The organism is Rhodoferax koreense, assembly GCF_001955695.1.
In the GTDB taxonomy this organism is placed as follows: Bacteria; Pseudomonadota; Gammaproteobacteria; order Burkholderiales; family Burkholderiaceae_C; genus Rhodoferax_B; species Rhodoferax_B koreensis.
The window spans coordinates 2,589,421-2,604,626 of the sequence record NZ_CP019236.1 but is presented as its reverse complement, the minus strand read 5'-3'; the positions used below and the strand labels follow the sequence as shown (position 1 = coordinate 2,604,626).

Sequence of the window (15,206 nt, the reverse complement as noted above, 5' to 3'; positions counted from 1 at the left end):
AACAGTTCATTTAAGTTCATGATGAGACTAACAATTCCGACAAACACCTATTTGTATCTTTATGTTTCTTTTGTCTTTTGTTTTATTTTTGCATACATTTATACCAAATAAAACTCCAAAAATAGATTGTCCAAAACCTGATACTTCTTAAATTTTTGATGGTATCGGTGATCGATCCGGGCGGTCGATGAATTCAGGAAGCCCGATCCAGGGTTGGATGGATCACGCGCGGTCCGCCGGTTGGCGGGCTGCCGGGGCGCGAAAACCCGCCTACAGCCGGGGGCGAGGCTGCAACGGGTAAAATGGAAGGGAACCAAGCCCGTGTTTGCGATGCCAAAAGACAGCCCTAGCGGCTGTCTTTTTTTGCGATGGGGCGCCGATGGAGCAACAAGAAGCAAGCATGCAAGACCACTACGCGGCCCTTGGCCTGAGCAGTTCGGCCTCCCTGGCTGACATCAAGAAGGCTTTCCGGCAAAAAGCCGCGCAGACCCATCCCGACCGCAATCCATCGCCCGACGCGGCGCAGCGGTTTCGCGCGGTGCAGGAGGCCTATGAGGTGTTGGCGGACGAGGACAAGCGCAAGACCTATGACGAGAACCGGCGCCGCGGCCTGCTCGACAGCCCCATCGATACCGCCCGCGAAATCTGGCAGAACTACATTAAGGAAGTACTGAAATGAAACTGTCCCGCTACTTCGCCGACCACAGTCCCGCCTACGACGCCGAGATCAACGACCTGCTGTCCGACTCGGAAGGCAAGAACGTGCTGGAAAAGCGCCTGCGCGAAAAGCGCGGGCAGATCGATTTCCTGGTGATGATGATGGACGACAGCCCCGAGATGCTGGCCGTGGTCTTCCACCAGGGCTTCCGTTTCACCTCGCCGCGCGCCATGGACGAACTCGCGGGGATGGAACCCGACCGCTTCCCTTCGTGGAAGAAACTGAGCGCGGCCGCGACCCTCGTGCCCTGGGCACAGACCTTGGCCGAGCGCGTGCTGCAGGAAGAAGGCGGCGAACGCTTCATGGCCATCGCCGCCGTGCTCGAATACCTGCACAGCCGCGTCGATGCCAGCGGCGCCGCCGAGGCGCAGGACGACGAAGACGAAGACCAGCGCGATGAGGACGCCGACGGCGAAGATGGCGACGAGGGCGACGAGGGCGAAAGCCTCCCGCGCAACCTCGAAGAAGCCGGCGCCGACTGGCTGGCCGAACAAGGCTTCGAACGCAAAGAGTGACCCCCCCAACAAGGACCGCCCCATGCACTACCCCGCTCTTGCCAAAGCCCAGAGCCTGATCCTCGCCGGCGACATCGTCGGTGCCGAAGCGGCCCTGGTTTCGCTTGCCGACGAAGAAGGCGACCACGCCCTGGTGGTGGCGCTCGACAGCTTTCCGCCGAAAGACCTGCTGTCGGTGATCCGCGAGTACGACGGCTCCAAGGCCTCGGTGCTGAACCTGCTGGTCACACCCCAGCAGTTCGCGCGCGCCGTGGTCATCGAGAAGCAGTACAAGGATCTCACGCATACCCATCTGCGCGGCATGATGAATTCGGTGATCTTCCGCGACGACCAGGAAACCTACACCCCGGTCGATTTCCTGCGCGCCGTGGGTGAAACGGATGGCGGCTGCGATGCCCTGGCCGACTACCTGCTGGAACACTGGGCGCGCGTGGAAAGCTTCATGCGTACCGGCAGTTTCGAAGCCTCCGAGGACGATGGCTCGGTGCTGTCCGAGGCCAACATGATCGCTGCGGCCTATACCAGGCCGCGTGTCGACCTCGACGAGATCACCGACCACGACTGGATGGAATTCACCTGGCTGCTGCGCACCGAATGCCCGGACATCCTGATCGAGGTCCTGACCATCCTGCGCGCCCGTTTCAGGGCCTACACCGCCGAACAGGAATCCGAGGACGAAGAGGACGACAGCCACCACGACGGCGGTCACGTGCCGTTCCGCGAAGGTCATGGCGCGGGTGAAGGCTCGCAGAAGAAGCCGGCCGACCCCGACGAAGAATCCGCAATCTGAACCGCATGTCCACACCTGCGTCTACTGTTTCCCTCTTCGACGGCCGGCCCTTCTTCGAGAAGGCCCTTCTGCACGGCCTGCAGACCGGCATCATCCCAGCCGCACGGCTCGACAGCCTGCACGAGGAAGCGGCAAAGGGCATGGTGCAGATCGCGCGTTACTTCGGTACCGAATTCCTGCGGCCCGATCTGGAGCAGGCGCGCGCGCGCATCGTCAACATGGTGAGCCTGTTCCTCGAAGACAGCTGCGAGGGCGACCTGACCGAGGCCGCCCAGTCGCTGCGCGACAACACGCTCCTGTCGCGCTCCAAGGGCGGCTCGGAAATGCTGAAGTCGCTGCTGACCATGCCCGACCACACCCATTTCGGCATGCTGGAGAGCGGCACCTTCACCGACGACCACATCCCGCTGCTGGCCAGATGGTCGCTGCGCAGCCTGGCCGACTACCGGGCCGAACTGGCCCAGCGCAGCGAGATCGAACGCCGCATGGAAGCCGCCTACTGGTTCGCACAAAAGCTGGGCACGGCCAGGCGCGAGTTGAAGGATGCGCAGACCGACGCCGAGGCGCTGATCCGCACCGGGCTGCTGACGCTTGCCGCCGGCCGCACGCAGCTGCCGAACTGGGGCCAGTTCGAAAGTGCGATCGAGCTGCTGCGCAAACGCAGTGCGGCCGGCAAGCCCGTCGCATTGGCCCTGCCGGAAACCCTGCCTGCGGCGTTCAAGCCGCTCGTCGCCGAGATGCGCGAGAGCATGCTGCGGGACGACCTGCCGAAAATCCTCGACCCGGCCGTCAAGCCGCGCAAGCTGTTCCTGCAGTCCATGGGATTCATGGGCCGTTACTACTGGATCGACGACGAGATCGAAGACATCAGCGACTTCGACCGCGCGGTCTCCGACCAGTGGATCAAGCTGACGCAGCGCCACACCGACGACAGTTCGCTGATCACGCTGTTCCTGTGCATCACGGCCGGCGTCGCGCGCAAGACCATCATCACGGAAACCACGGCCGCCAGCATCGTGCGCAAGCTGCGCAAAAGCGGCCTGCACCCCGAACTCGCCAGCGACTTCATCCGCGACTATGCGCCGCATGAAAACCACGCCGACTACCAGCGGCTGTGGACGCATTTCATCGAGGAAACGCGGCGCGACCTGCTCGACGAGCGCGACACCAAACTGCATGAGGCGATGACCGCGCTCAAGCTCCATTGCAACATCGTCGATGGCCCGGCAAAGACCGCCAGGCCCAAGGCCGTTGCCAAGAAACCAACCGGACCCCAAGCATGAAACTCAAGATGGCCCATGGCTCGCTGTTCGCCATCCTGCTGCGCTCGCCTTGGTGGATCAGCCTGGGCATCGCCGCGGCCATCGTCGCCGCGGCACGCACCAGCCTGCCCTCCCCCTATTTCGTTTTTGGCGCGATGGGCGCGCTGCCATTCGTGGTGATCTGTGGCATCGCCGCCTGGCGCCAGTTGACCGCGCCGAGCCCGACGCGCGTCGCCGCCACGATCGAGAAGGTGGCCGCGATGTCCTGGCGTGACTTTTCCAGCGCCGTCGAGTCGGCTTTCGCTGCGGACGGCTACGCGGTCACGCGCCTGGCCGGGCCTGCGGCCGACTTCGCGGTGCGCAAGGACGGCCGCACGACACTGGTGAGCTGCAAGCGCTGGAAGGCGGCCAGCGTGGGCACCGAGGCCCTGCGCGACCTGTCCGCGGCGCAGCAGCAGGAGGACGCCAGTGCCGGCCTGGTGATCAGCCTCGGTGCGCTTTCCGAGGCCGCCCAGCGTTTCGCCAAGGAGCGCGGCATCGTCGTCATGCAGGGCGCGGCGCTGGCGCAACTGCTGCGCAACCTGCCCGCGGCGGCGAAACCGGCGGCCGGCGGCCCCACGCGCCGCTGAGGCCGGCAGACAAGGTGAGACGCCTGCTGTGCTGGACCGCCGCGGCGCTGGGTACGGCGCTGGCGCTGGCCTGCCTCGGCCTGGTGGTCATCGGCATCTTCCTTGGCATGGCGATCGAACCCGAGGCGCGCATCCGGCGCCCGGCCACGGTCTCACCGAGCCAGGTCGACCACGCGGTGCGGCTGTTCGTGCGCCACGATCCGCGACGGCTGGTCCCAGGGGTGCGGGACAGCCTCAGCGTGCAACCGGACGACCTCGACGCCGCCCTCAACTACTTCGCCCGGCGTTTCGCTGCCACCAGCGCGCAATTGACCATCGGCGATGGCACGGCCTTGCTGGCCACCAGCACCCGTCTGCCGGCCAACCCGCTCGGCCAGGCCATCAACATGGAACTGCGGCTGGTCGACTCCCCTACCTTGCCGCGCATCACGCAGTGGCGCATCGGCCGCCTGGAAGTGCCGCCGCGCATCGCTGGATGGCTGGTCGATGCCGGGCTGACGCCATTGCGCCGTGTCTCGCCCGGCGCGGCGAAGGCCGTCGACAGCCTGGACCGGATCGGGTTGCGTCCAGGGGCGATCGATGTTGCCTACACCTGGCGCGGCAACGGCCTGGGCACGGGTGGCCTGCGCTGGTGGTCCGCCGCCGAACAGGCCCGCATCGACGTCTACCTCCATCGGCTGGGCGCGCTGGCCGCTGCACACGAGTTGTCGGGAAACGACCGGACGATGCCCCTGCTCGCGCTGGTGCAACCCCTGTTTCAGGCGGCGGCCGAGCGCAGTCCGGATGAAGCTGCCGCGGTGGAACAGAACCGCGCTGCGCTGGTGGCGCTGGCCCAGTTCGTCAACGCCCGGGAGGCCGGCGCGCTGCTGGCGGTCGCCACCACACCACACACGCCCGGCCCCACGATCACGCTCAACGGCCGCGATGACAGCGCCCAGCACTTCACCGTCTCGGCCGCGCTCACGGCCTTGGCCGGCAGTCCGCTGTCGGACGCCGTGGGCCTGTACAAGGAGCTCAGCGACGCCGAGGGCGGTAGCGGCTTCTCCTTCAACGACCTGGCCGCCGACCGGGCCGGCACCCGCTTCGCCGAATCGGCCACCGGCCCCGGTGGCGCGCGCCGATGGCAGCAGCACTTCGCGGCCGGCCAGCCCGCGCCGACCCTGCTGCCACCCGTCGCCGATCTGCCCGAAAACATGCAGCTGGCCGAATTCAACCGGCGCTTCGGCGGCGTGGACGGCGCGGCAGCGCGGCGCGTACGTGCCGAGATCGAAGGCCGTTTGGCCGGGCTGGCCCTCTACCGCTGAACCGCCTGCCGCCCTGGTTGTGGCGAGAAGCACGAAGGCCCGTACGCCAAATGGCCCATCACCGGCTTGACAGGTCTGTGCACTACATTAAGTTGCATCTGAACCACTATCATCCGAAGAGATGACCGCCTCCACCATGCCATCTCGCACGCCGGGCGAAACCACGACCGCCGGCCACCACGACAAGAACGGCGCGCTGCCGCTTTTTGCCGTGCCGGGCGCGGTGTTTGCCGGCTACGAGGTCTTGGAAACGGTCTACACCGGCAGGCGGTCCGTGGTGCTACGCTGCCGCAAGGCCGGCCAGGCGGTGGTGGTCAAGCTGCTGCGGCTGGCCAGGCTCGGGCCGGCCGACGTCGCGCGGTTCCGGCGCGAATTCGAGTTGTCGCGGCGCATGGTGCACCCGAACGTGGTGCGTGCCGAATCGCTGGAGAGCCACGCCGGCGTGCTGTTCCTGGTGATGCTGGACGACGGTGCGGTGTCGGTACGCGACATGCTGCGCCACGGCCCGCTGCCCCTGCCCGACGCGCTGCGCATCGCCATCGCGGCGGTGAATGCGCTCGAAGCCATCCATCTGCGCAGCATCATCCACAAGGACATCGCGCCAGGCAACATCATCGCCAATCCGGCGCAGGGCACGGTCAGGCTGATCGACTTCGGCATCTCGGCCGACGTGTCGGTCGAACGGCCGCAGGCCACCAGCCTGCCCGAGCTCGAGGGCACGCTGGCCTACATGGCGCCCGAGCAGACCGGCCGCATGAACCGGGACCTGGACTACCGCGGCGATTTCTACGCCCTCGGCGCAACCCTGTACGAACTGCTCACCGGCGCACCCCCCTTCGGCTTCACGCGCGACCCGGTGGAGGCCGTGCACGCCCACCTGGCGCTGGCGCCGCCGGCCCTGCAGGACCTGCGTCCCGAGGTGCCCGCGGCGCTGGACATGCTGCTCGCCCGGCTGCTGGCCAAGGAGCCGGAGGCGCGTTACCAGAACCACCATGTGCTGCGGCGCGACCTGCAGCACATCCTGCAGCACCTCGACAACCCGGCCGCGCTGCAGGCCCTGACCTTGGGCCAGGGTGACCTGTCCGAACATTTTCAGGTCTCTGGCCGGCTGTACGGCCGCGACGACGAGATCCGCCGCTTGGTGGCGGCCTTCGAATCTGCCGCCGCCGGCATCGCCCAGGTGGTGACCATCGCCGGCGTCTCCGGCATCGGCAAGACCGCCCTGGTCCAGGAAGTGCACCGCAGCCTGCTGGGCCACCGGGGGCACCTGGTGCATGGCAAGTTCGACCAGTTCGGCCAGCATACGCCCGGCGCAGCCTTCCTGCAGGCACTCGAGCAACGCGTGCGCCGGGTACTGGCGCTGCCGCCCGCCGAACAGGCCGGCTGGCGCGAAGCGCTGCGCCGCCAGCTCGGCCCGAACGCCGCGGTGGCCCAGGCTGCGCTGCCTGTGCTCGACATGTTGCTCGGCGAGGTGCAGGCGCCGGCCGCGGCGCTCGGGCCGCTCGAAGCCGAAAACCGCTTCCTGCGCAGCGTGCAACTGTGTTTCGCCGCCCTGGCCAGCGCGGCCGCGCCGATGGTGGTGTTCATCGACGACCTGCAATGGGCCGACCGCATCTCGCGCCGGCTGCTGCGCGAACTCGCGCTCGACGAGGGCCTGCGCCACATCCTGTTGATCGGCGCCTACCGCGCCGGTGAAGTGCCGCCCGAACATCCGCTGGCGCAGGATCTCGCCGCCCTGGCCGGCATCGAGGGCCGCAGCACCGCGTTGACCGTGGGGCCGCTGCGGGTGCGCGACGTGGCCGAACTGCTGGCCGACAGCCTGCAGCAGCCGCGCGAGGAAGTCGAGGAACTGGCGCTGCTGTGCCACCGCAAGACCAGCGGCAACCCGTTCTTCCTCGGCCGCTTCCTCCAGGACCTGCACCGGCGCCGCCTGATCTGGCTGGACCGCAGCCAGCCGCGCTGGCGCTGGTCGCAGGAGCACCTGCACGCCGAAAGGGTGGCCGACAACGTGGTCGAGCTGATGCTCGAACAACTGCGCCGCCTGCCGCCGGCCACCGGCGCGCTGCTGACCTCGGCGGCCTTCCTCGGTGGCCGCTTCATGCTCGCGCAACTGGCCATTGCCGGCCAGACCTCGGAGAGTGCCGTCGTGCAGGCCCTGGGCCCGGCGCTGGAGGTCGGCCTGCTGGTCCCGCAGGACGCCAGCTACAAATGGATCAGCGTGCTCGATGCCTCGGAAAGCCGCGGCCTGCAGGTCGAATTCGCGTTCGTGCACGACCGCGTGCAGGAGGCCGCCTACCTCCTGGCCCCGCTGCCGGAACGCCCGGCCCTGCACCTGCGCATCGGCCGGCTGCTGCGCGAGCAGTGGCGCAGCGCACCGGACAAGAGCCAGCACTTGGTGCCCGACTTTTCCGTCGTGAACCACCTGAACCAGGGCCAGGCACTGATCCACGACGCGGCGGAACGGCACCAGCTGGCCGGCTTCAACCTCGCCGCGAGCCAGCTGGCACGCGATGCCGCCTCCTTCGACCTTGCCGCCGGCTATGCGGCCCACGCCATCGCCCTGTATGGCCCGGACCTGTGGCGCACGGCGACGGAACAGGCGCTAGATCTGCACGTGCACGCCGCCCGAATGGCCGCGCTCAAGGGCGACGGCGCGGCGATGGACCTGTTCATCGAGGCGGCGCTGCCGCAGGTGGCCGGCCCGGCGGAAGCCGCCGCGCGCGCACGCCTGCTCGATGTGCGCATCGAGTCGTTCTACACCTCGGGCCGGCTCGACGAAACGCTGGAACTGGGCCTGTCCGTGCTGCGCCTGCTCGGCATCGAGCCGACCACGGCCGCCACGCCGGCCGAGACCGCGCAGCAGGTGGCGGCGCTGAAGGAGGAGATCGTGGCCATCGGTTTCGACGTGTTGTCCAAGCAGGCCGCGCTGACCGATCCGCTGTGCCTGCAGCAGCTCAACGTGATCGCCAAGATGACCGCGGCGGCCTACATCGCGCGCCCGGCGCTGCTGCCGCTGCTCACCGTGCTGCAGGTGCGGCTCATGGTGGCGCGCGGCCATGCACCGGCGGCGCTGTCGGCGTATTCCGTGATGGGCCTGATGGTGGCCGAATTCCTTGGCGACTACGTGTTCGGCTACCGCCTGGGCCGCATGTCGATGGCGTTGATCGAGCGCCACGGCTGGCGCCAGGTGCACGCGCATGCCGGCTTCTCGTTCAATGCCTTCCTGCGCCACTGGACCGAAGGCATCGCCAGCGGCCTGCCGGCGCTGATGCAGGTGCACAACGACGGCGTCGAGACCGGCAGCCTGCGCCACGCCGGGCTGTCGCTGTATGTGCACGACTACCATGCGTTTCTCACCGGCGCCCCCCTGGCCGAACTCGAGGCCGAGCTCGACGCGCATGCGGCCACCTTGCGCCGCATCCGCCAGCCCGTGGCCCACGATTACCTGAGCGCGCTGCGCGGCACCGTGCAGGATCTGCGGCTGCCGCGTTTCCCGGCCACCCCGCTCGAATCCCTTTCCTTCTCCGCCGTACGGCTCGAGGCCGTCTATGCCGCACGTGCCGACCAGACCGGCACCATGTTCCTGCACGCCTGGCGCTGCATGCTGCACAAGCTCGCCGGCCAGTACGACCAGGCCGTGGCCGCGGGCGACGCCGCGCAGCAGCTGTTCTCCGCGGGCCGAGGCATGGTCATGGTGCCGTTCTGCATCTTCTTCACCAGTGTGGCGGCGCTGTCCCGGACCGGGGGGCGCACCGAGGCGTCCGAGCGCTGCACGCTTGCACTCAGGCGCCTGACGCTCTGGGCGCAGACGTGTGCCGACGTCAGGCCATTGCTGCACATGCTGCGCGCGCGCATGCTCTTCGCGGGCCTGGCACTGGAAGACGGCCAAGCCATCGCGCTGGACGAACTCGATCAGGCGCAGCGCCACGCCGAGCAAACGCACAACCTGCTGCTGCAAGGCCTGGTGCATTGGTACCGCAGCCAGGCGCTGGCGCGGGACCATGCCGCGCCATCGGCTGCCGTCGCCGCGGAGCGAGACGAGGCGCGTGCCATCCTGCTGCGCTGGGGCGGTCGTGCCGTGGTCGAGGCGATGGATCGCCGCGCCACACCGATTGCGCTGCCGATCGAGATGATCCCGGACGACAGCGACACCATCGTCGCCGTGCCCGGCAGCGCGCTCGATCTCTCCACCCTCATGAAAAGCGTGCAGGCCGTGACAGCCGAGATCGCACTCGACGTGCTGCTGACGCGGCTGGTCTACGTGCTGCGTGAAAACGCCGGTGCGAGCCGCGCGGCCATCGTGCTCGGCGACGGCAGTCCCACCGGCAGCCACGGTAGTGGCAATGGCGGCGACTGGCTGCTGCAGGCCGACAGCGGCCGGGCCGGCGGCCCGCGGGTGCTCGAGGGCTTACCGCTGGAGGACGCCGGCGCCCGGCTGCCCGCCGAGGTGTTGCGCACCGTGCTGGCCACCGCCAGCCCGGTGCTGGTGGACGATGCGGGCAACGATCCCGCCTGGCGCCAGCTTCGGTACTTCGCCGAGGGCGACGCGTGTTCCGTGCTATGCACGCCGCTGGTGCGGCAAGGCCGGGTGGTGGGCGCGCTGTACCTGGAAAACGACGTGGTCGCCGGCGCGTTTTCGCCCGAACGCATCCTGTTCCTGGAGCTGCTGTCAGGCAACGTGGTCAATGCCATCGACAACGCACGCCTCTATGCCGAGATGCAGGCCTTGGCCAGCGGGCTCGAGCGACGCGTGGCCGAACGCACGCGCGAGTTGCGCGAGAGCGAGGCCCGCACCCTGGCCATCCTGCACAACGCCCCGCTGCCGATGACGGTGACGCGCGAAGCCGACAACGTCTTCGTCTACGTCAACGAACTGGCGGCCAAGCTCGCCGGCATGTCCGTGCCCGAGATGCTCGGCCAGCCGCCACGCAGCTTCTACCGCTCGCCGGAAGACCGCGACCGGATGCTGGCCATCTACCGGCGCGACGGCGTGCTGCGCGACCACCAGATGTGCATGCGCGGGCGCGACGGCCGCGACATCTGGCTGTTGATCTCGATGGTGCCCATCCTCTACGACGGCAAGCCCAGCGCGCTGTCCACGCTGATGGACATCACCCAGCGCAAAAGCATGGAGGACGCGCTGCGCCAGGCGGCCACCACCGACAGCCTGACCGGCATGGCCAGCCGCAGCCATTTCATGGAGCGCGCCGAAGTCGAACTCGCGCGCACGCGGCGCCACCGCCGCTCGCTGGCCATGGTGATGCTCGACGTAGACCACTTCAAGCAGATCAACGACCGCCACGGCCATGCCACCGGCGACGAGGTTTTGCGCGTCCTGACCCAGACCTGCCGCGCCATCGTGCGCCAGCAGGACATCGTGGGCCGGCTGGGCGGCGAGGAATTCGGCATCCTGATGCCGGAGACCGACCGCGAAAGCGCCATCGCGCTGGCAGAACGGCTGCGCGTGGCGCTGGTCGCGCTGCGGACCCTGGCGCCCGATGACAGCGTGGTCCGGGTCACCGCCAGTTTCGGGGTCAGCGCCTGGCAACCGGACGACACGCTCGACGGCCTGATGGCGCGTGCCGATGCGGGCCTGTACCTGTCCAAACATGCGGGCCGCAACCGGGTGAGCTGCGCCCCGCCGGCCGCCTGATCCACCGGCGCACGCCGGGCTTCAGCCCAGATCGAATTCCCGGGCCAGGAGTTCGTAGGAGCGCCGGCGCGCGGCGGGATCGTGCGCCCAGGTGATGACCACCAGTTCGTCCACCCCGTGCGCGGCGGCGAGCCGGCGCAGGCCGTCCGCCACCTGCGCGCCACTGCCCACCAGCGCGTTGGCGCGCAGCTGATCGAGTTGCGCCTGCTCGGCCGGGCTGTAGGGCCGCGCGGCTTCGTCAGGCGGCAGCAGGGGCCCGAGCCGGCCGGTGTTGCGGTCCATGCGGAAACGTTCCCGGCTCTTGAACAGATGCCGCGCCTCGGCCTCGGTATCGGCCGCCAGCGCCCAGACGCACAGCGTGGCCAGCGGCTCGGCCAGCGCCGGGCTGGCGCGAAAACCGCTGCGGTACAAGGCCAGCGCTTGCGCCGCGCCCTGCCCCTCGGTGATGAAGTAGGCGAATGCATAGGGCAATCCCAGGTGCGCTGCGAGTTCGGCGCCATAGTCGGAGCTGCCCAGCATCCAGATCGCCGGTGCCGTCGGGCCGTGCGGATAGGCATGGACGCCATGGCCGGGATGGCCCGGCGGCAGGCCGGGGCCACCGCTCTCGCCTTCCAGGGTCCAGGCCTGCAGGGCCATCACCTGCTGCGGGAAATGCGCCGAAGCGTTGGTGTCGGGATTGAGCAGCTGCGCGGTGCGGAAATCACTGCCCGGTGCGCGGCCCACGCCGAGGTCGATGCGGCCCGGCGCCAGCGCGTCCAGCACACGGAACTGCTCGGCCACCTTCAGCGGCGCATAGTGCGGCAGCATCACACCCGCGCTGCCGATGCGGATGCGGCTGGTGCGCGCCGCGATCGCGGCCATCAGGACCTCCGGCGCGCTGCCGACGATGGTCGGATGGCTGTGGTGTTCGCTGACCCAGAAACGGTGGTAGCCCAGCGCTTCGCACCACTGGGCCAGCGCCAGGGTTTCGCGGATCGATTCGTTCTGCGCGCGGCCGGCCAGCGCCACCGACTGATCGAGCACGGAAAGCCTGAGCCGGGAAATCAAGGGGGAATTCATGGACGCGAGCTTGACACACCCAGCCCCCGAACGCCTCGGCACTGCGCATAATCCCTTCATGAATCCAGCCAAACCAAAGGTCGTGATCATCGGCAGCGGCTTCGGCGGCCTGGAGGCGGCCAGGGCCCTGCGCCAGGCACCGGTCGACATCACGCTGGTCGACAAGAGCAACCACCACCTGTTCCAGCCCCTGCTCTACCAGGTGGCCACGGCCGGCATGGCCGCGCCGGCCATCGCCGCGCCGATCCGGCACCTGTTCCGCAAGCAGGCCAATCTCACCACGCTGCTCGGCGAAGTCGTGGACGTGGACGCGCAGCGCCGCCAAGTGCGGCTGGCCACCGGCACAGCGCTGCCCTACGACCACCTGATCGTGGCCGCGGGCGCTACCCACAGCTATTTCGGCCGCGACGAATGGGCCCCGTTCGCGCCGGGCCTGAAGACGCTGGCCGACGCCTTCGACATCCGCCGCCGCGTGCTGCTGAGCTACGAGGCCGCCGAGAATGAAGCCGACCCGCAGCGCCGCCGCGCCCTGCTCACCTTCTGCGTGATCGGCGCCGGGCCGACCGGCGTGGAGATGGCCGGCACGCTCGTCGAGATCGCGCGCCACACCCTGAAGAACGAGTTCCGCCGCATCGACCCGGCCAGCGCCGAGGTGCTGCTGATCGAGGGCGGCGCCCGCGTGCTGCAGGCCATGCCGGAGAGCCTCAGCCAGAAGGCGAGGGAGCAACTCGAGAAACTCGGCGTGCAGGTGCGGCTCAACGCGCGCGTGACCGGCATCGACGCCACCGGCCTCACGATCGAATCACCGCCTGCCCCCGGTGCAACCGCGCCAAGCAGCGCCCGCATCGACAGCGGCTGCATCGTCTGGGCCGCGGGCGTGGCCGCATCGCCCCTGGGCCGCCTGCTGGCCGCCGCCGTGGCCGCCGATGGCAGTCCCGCCCCCGAGGTCGACCGCGCCGGCCGCATCCGGGTGCTGCCCGACCTGAGCCTGCCCGGCCATCCCGAGATCAACGTGATCGGCGACCTGGCCGCCGCCCAGAGCCATGCGCCGGGCCAGCCGCCCAAACCCGTCCCCGGCGTGTCGCCCGCGGCGAAGCAGATGGGCCGCTCGGCCGCCGCCAACCTGCTGCGCCGGCTCCGGGGCGACACGACCGCGCCTTTCCGCTACCGCGACTTCGGCAACCTCGCCACCATCGGCCGCAACTCCGCCGTGGTCGACCTCGCCACGCCTGTCGGCCCACTGCGCTTCTCGGGCTACTTCGCCTGGCTGTTCTGGCTGTTCGCCCACATCTACTTCCTGATCGGTTTTCGCAACCGCATCGTGGTACTGCTCGACTGGGCCTCGGCGTACTGGAGCTTCCAGCGCAGCGCACGGGTGGTGGCCGATGTGAAGGGCAACGAAGACGCTTAGCGCTTTGCCGCTTCCGCCTCCTGCAACGTGCGCCACATCACCTTGCCGCTGCCGCTCTTGGGCAGGGCCTCGACGAACTGCACCTGGCGCGGCACCTTGTAGACGGACATGTTCTCGCGGCACCAGGCGATGAGGTCGGCCTCCGTCACCTGGCCTCGGTACGCCGCCCGCAGCACCACCACGGCCTTCACGCTTTCGCCGCGGTAGCTGTCCTGTGTGGCGATGATGCAGGCCTCCTGGATGCCCGGATGGCGGAACATCAAGGCTTCGACCTCGGCCGGCCAGACCTTGAAGCCGCTGGCGTTGATCATGCGCTTGAGCCGGTCGGTCATGAAGAAATAGCCGTCGGCATCCACGTAGCCGATGTCGCCGCTGCGGAAGAAGCGCTTGCCCTCGAGGGTGATGAAGGCCGCCGCGGTCGCGTCGGGCCGCTTCCAGTAGCCCAGGAAGACGCCCGGCCCGCAGGTGACGATTTCGCCGGGCTGCCCGGCCGGCATCTCGGCCAGCGTCTCGGGGTCGATCACGCGCGCGTCCGTGCCCATGAATGGAATCCCCAGGCATTGCTGCTTGGGTGCGTCGTACGGGTTGCTGTGCGACGGCGCGGCGGTTTCGGTCAGGCCATAACCTTCGCAGTAGCGCAGGCCGAACTGTTCCAGCAGCCGCTGCGCCACGGCCTGCGGCATCGCCGCGCCGCCGCCGCCGATGTAGACCAGGCTGGACAGGTCGTAAGCCGCGTAGTTCGGGCTGGCCATGAGGTCGATGACCATGGTGGGGATGTTGGTCCAGTGCGTGACGCGCCATTTCGAGATCAGCCGGCCGGCCAGGTCGCGGTCCCAGCGCGGCATCACCAGGAGCGTGGCGCCGCAGTAGATGTTGCTGTGCAGCATGCTGACCATGCCGGTGACGTGGAACATCGGCACCACGGCCAGCGTCACGTTTTCCGAGGTGCTGTTGCCCCACAGCGCGCTGGCGACGGCGTTGTGCATCAGGCTGGCATGGGGATGCATGCAGCCCTTGGGCAGGCCGGTGGTGCCGCTGGTATAGGGCAGCAGGGCCATGTCGTTGGCGCCGACGACGTGCGCGGGAGCGGACGGGCCATCGGCCTGCACCAGATCGACCCAGGCATGCACCTGCCCGCCCAACAGCGAAGGCGCGGGGTGGCGGGTCGTCAGCCAGTCGCGCCAGGCCAGCGGCGGCGCCTCGTCGCCGGTCACCCCGGCATCGAAGGCGTCGGTGAAATGCGTGACGACCAAATGCGCCAGCCGATCTTCCGCCCCCAGCGCGTCGCTGGCCGCAGCCAGTTCGGCCGCGAGGTCGGCGCTGGTGATCGCCACCTTGGCATCGGGGTCGGTGATGTAGTGCTTGAGCTCCTCGGCGCGGTTCATCGGGTTGATCGGCACCACCACCGCGTTGGCGCGCAGGATGGCGAAATGCGCGATCACCAGCTGCGGGCAGTTCTGCAGATTGAGCAACACCCGGTCGCCGCGACCCACACCCATCGCGTGCAGGTGCCCGGCCAGGCGTTCGGCCTGCCGCACCAGTTCGCGGTAGGTGACGATGCGGCCGAAGAACACCAGGGCCGGCTTGTCCGGATAACGGCGCGCGCTGTTGGCCAGGTTCTCCCACAGCGACACGGCCGGCACCGTGATCGCATACGGCAGGCGCTTCGGCCAGAAGCGGTGGTGGGCGCGTGCGCCGGGGCGCAGGGGTGGGGAAGGAATGGCGGGCGTGGATTCTGCAGCGTCCATGGCGGTGTCTCTTTGTAGGGGCGAGCTGGAATCAGCATAAGTGAGTGCCCTCGGCGCACCATCGCCGCCTGTCGCGTGCGAGACCTTTGCCAAGCAGTTACTCTTCCGAATAAAAAG

General features: G+C 68.6%; 10 protein-coding genes. 8 read left to right on the top strand and 2 right to left on the bottom strand.

Translation table 11 applies throughout. From position 1 onward, the window contains the following. Window positions 1–400: 400 nt before the first annotated feature. The 7 genes from RD110_RS12315 to RD110_RS12285 all read left to right on the top strand — a co-directional run bounded on the left by RD110_RS12315 (window position 401) and on the right by RD110_RS12285 (window position 10,871). Window positions 401–679 carry a DnaJ domain-containing protein gene (locus tag RD110_RS12315; protein WP_076204864.1) on the top strand — a complete coding sequence of 93 codons (279 nt, stop codon included), beginning with the start codon at window positions 401–403 and terminating at the stop codon, window positions 677–679. After that, window positions 676–1,233 carry a hypothetical protein gene (locus RD110_RS12310; protein ID WP_076199763.1) on the top strand — a complete coding sequence of 186 codons (558 nt, stop codon included), beginning with the start codon at window positions 676–678 and terminating at the stop codon, window positions 1,231–1,233. The genes RD110_RS12315 and RD110_RS12310 overlap by 4 nt, the downstream gene beginning before the upstream one ends. 22 nt (window positions 1,234–1,255) lie before the next feature. Beyond that, window positions 1,256–2,023, top strand: coding sequence for a hypothetical protein (locus RD110_RS12305; RefSeq protein ID WP_076199762.1), 768 nt, complete (start codon window positions 1,256–1,258; stop codon window positions 2,021–2,023). A 5-nt stretch (window positions 2,024–2,028) separates the two neighbouring features. Continuing rightward, entirely contained in the window at window positions 2,029–3,306 is a 1,278-nt protein-coding gene (locus RD110_RS12300) for a hypothetical protein (RefSeq protein WP_076199761.1), read from the top strand. After that, window positions 3,303–3,914, top strand: a complete 612-nt coding sequence (locus RD110_RS12295; protein WP_204250059.1) for a restriction endonuclease — start codon at window positions 3,303–3,305, stop codon at window positions 3,912–3,914. The genes RD110_RS12300 and RD110_RS12295 overlap by 4 nt, the downstream gene beginning before the upstream one ends. Window positions 3,915–3,928: 14 nt before the next feature. Beyond that, window positions 3,929–5,218: a YfiM family lipoprotein gene (locus RD110_RS12290; RefSeq protein ID WP_076199760.1), complete on the top strand. Its 1,290-nt coding sequence runs from the start codon at window positions 3,929–3,931 to the stop codon at window positions 5,216–5,218. Between the two features lie 121 nt (window positions 5,219–5,339). Beyond that, entirely contained in the window at window positions 5,340–10,871 is a 5,532-nt protein-coding gene (locus tag RD110_RS12285) for a diguanylate cyclase (RefSeq protein WP_076199759.1), read from the top strand. A 21-nt stretch (window positions 10,872–10,892) separates the two neighbouring features. On the opposite strand, the gene RD110_RS12280 is transcribed toward RD110_RS12285, so the two are convergent. Further along, window positions 10,893–11,930 carry an LLM class flavin-dependent oxidoreductase gene (locus RD110_RS12280; protein WP_076199758.1) on the bottom strand — a complete coding sequence of 346 codons (1,038 nt, stop codon included), beginning with the start codon at window positions 11,928–11,930 and terminating at the stop codon, window positions 10,893–10,895. 58 nt (window positions 11,931–11,988) lie between these two features. Here RD110_RS12280 and RD110_RS12275 point away from each other — a divergent pair, with 58 nt between their 5' ends. Further along, window positions 11,989–13,341 (top strand): NAD(P)/FAD-dependent oxidoreductase, encoded by a 1,353-nt coding sequence (locus RD110_RS12275; protein WP_076199757.1) that lies wholly within the window; start codon window positions 11,989–11,991, stop codon window positions 13,339–13,341. Here the strand turns inward: RD110_RS12275 and RD110_RS12270 are convergent. Beyond that, window positions 13,338–15,089, bottom strand: a complete 1,752-nt coding sequence (locus tag RD110_RS12270; protein ID WP_076199756.1) for a long-chain fatty acid--CoA ligase — start codon at window positions 15,087–15,089, stop codon at window positions 13,338–13,340. The genes RD110_RS12275 and RD110_RS12270 overlap by 4 nt on opposite strands. Window positions 15,090–15,206 lie beyond the last annotated feature (117 nt).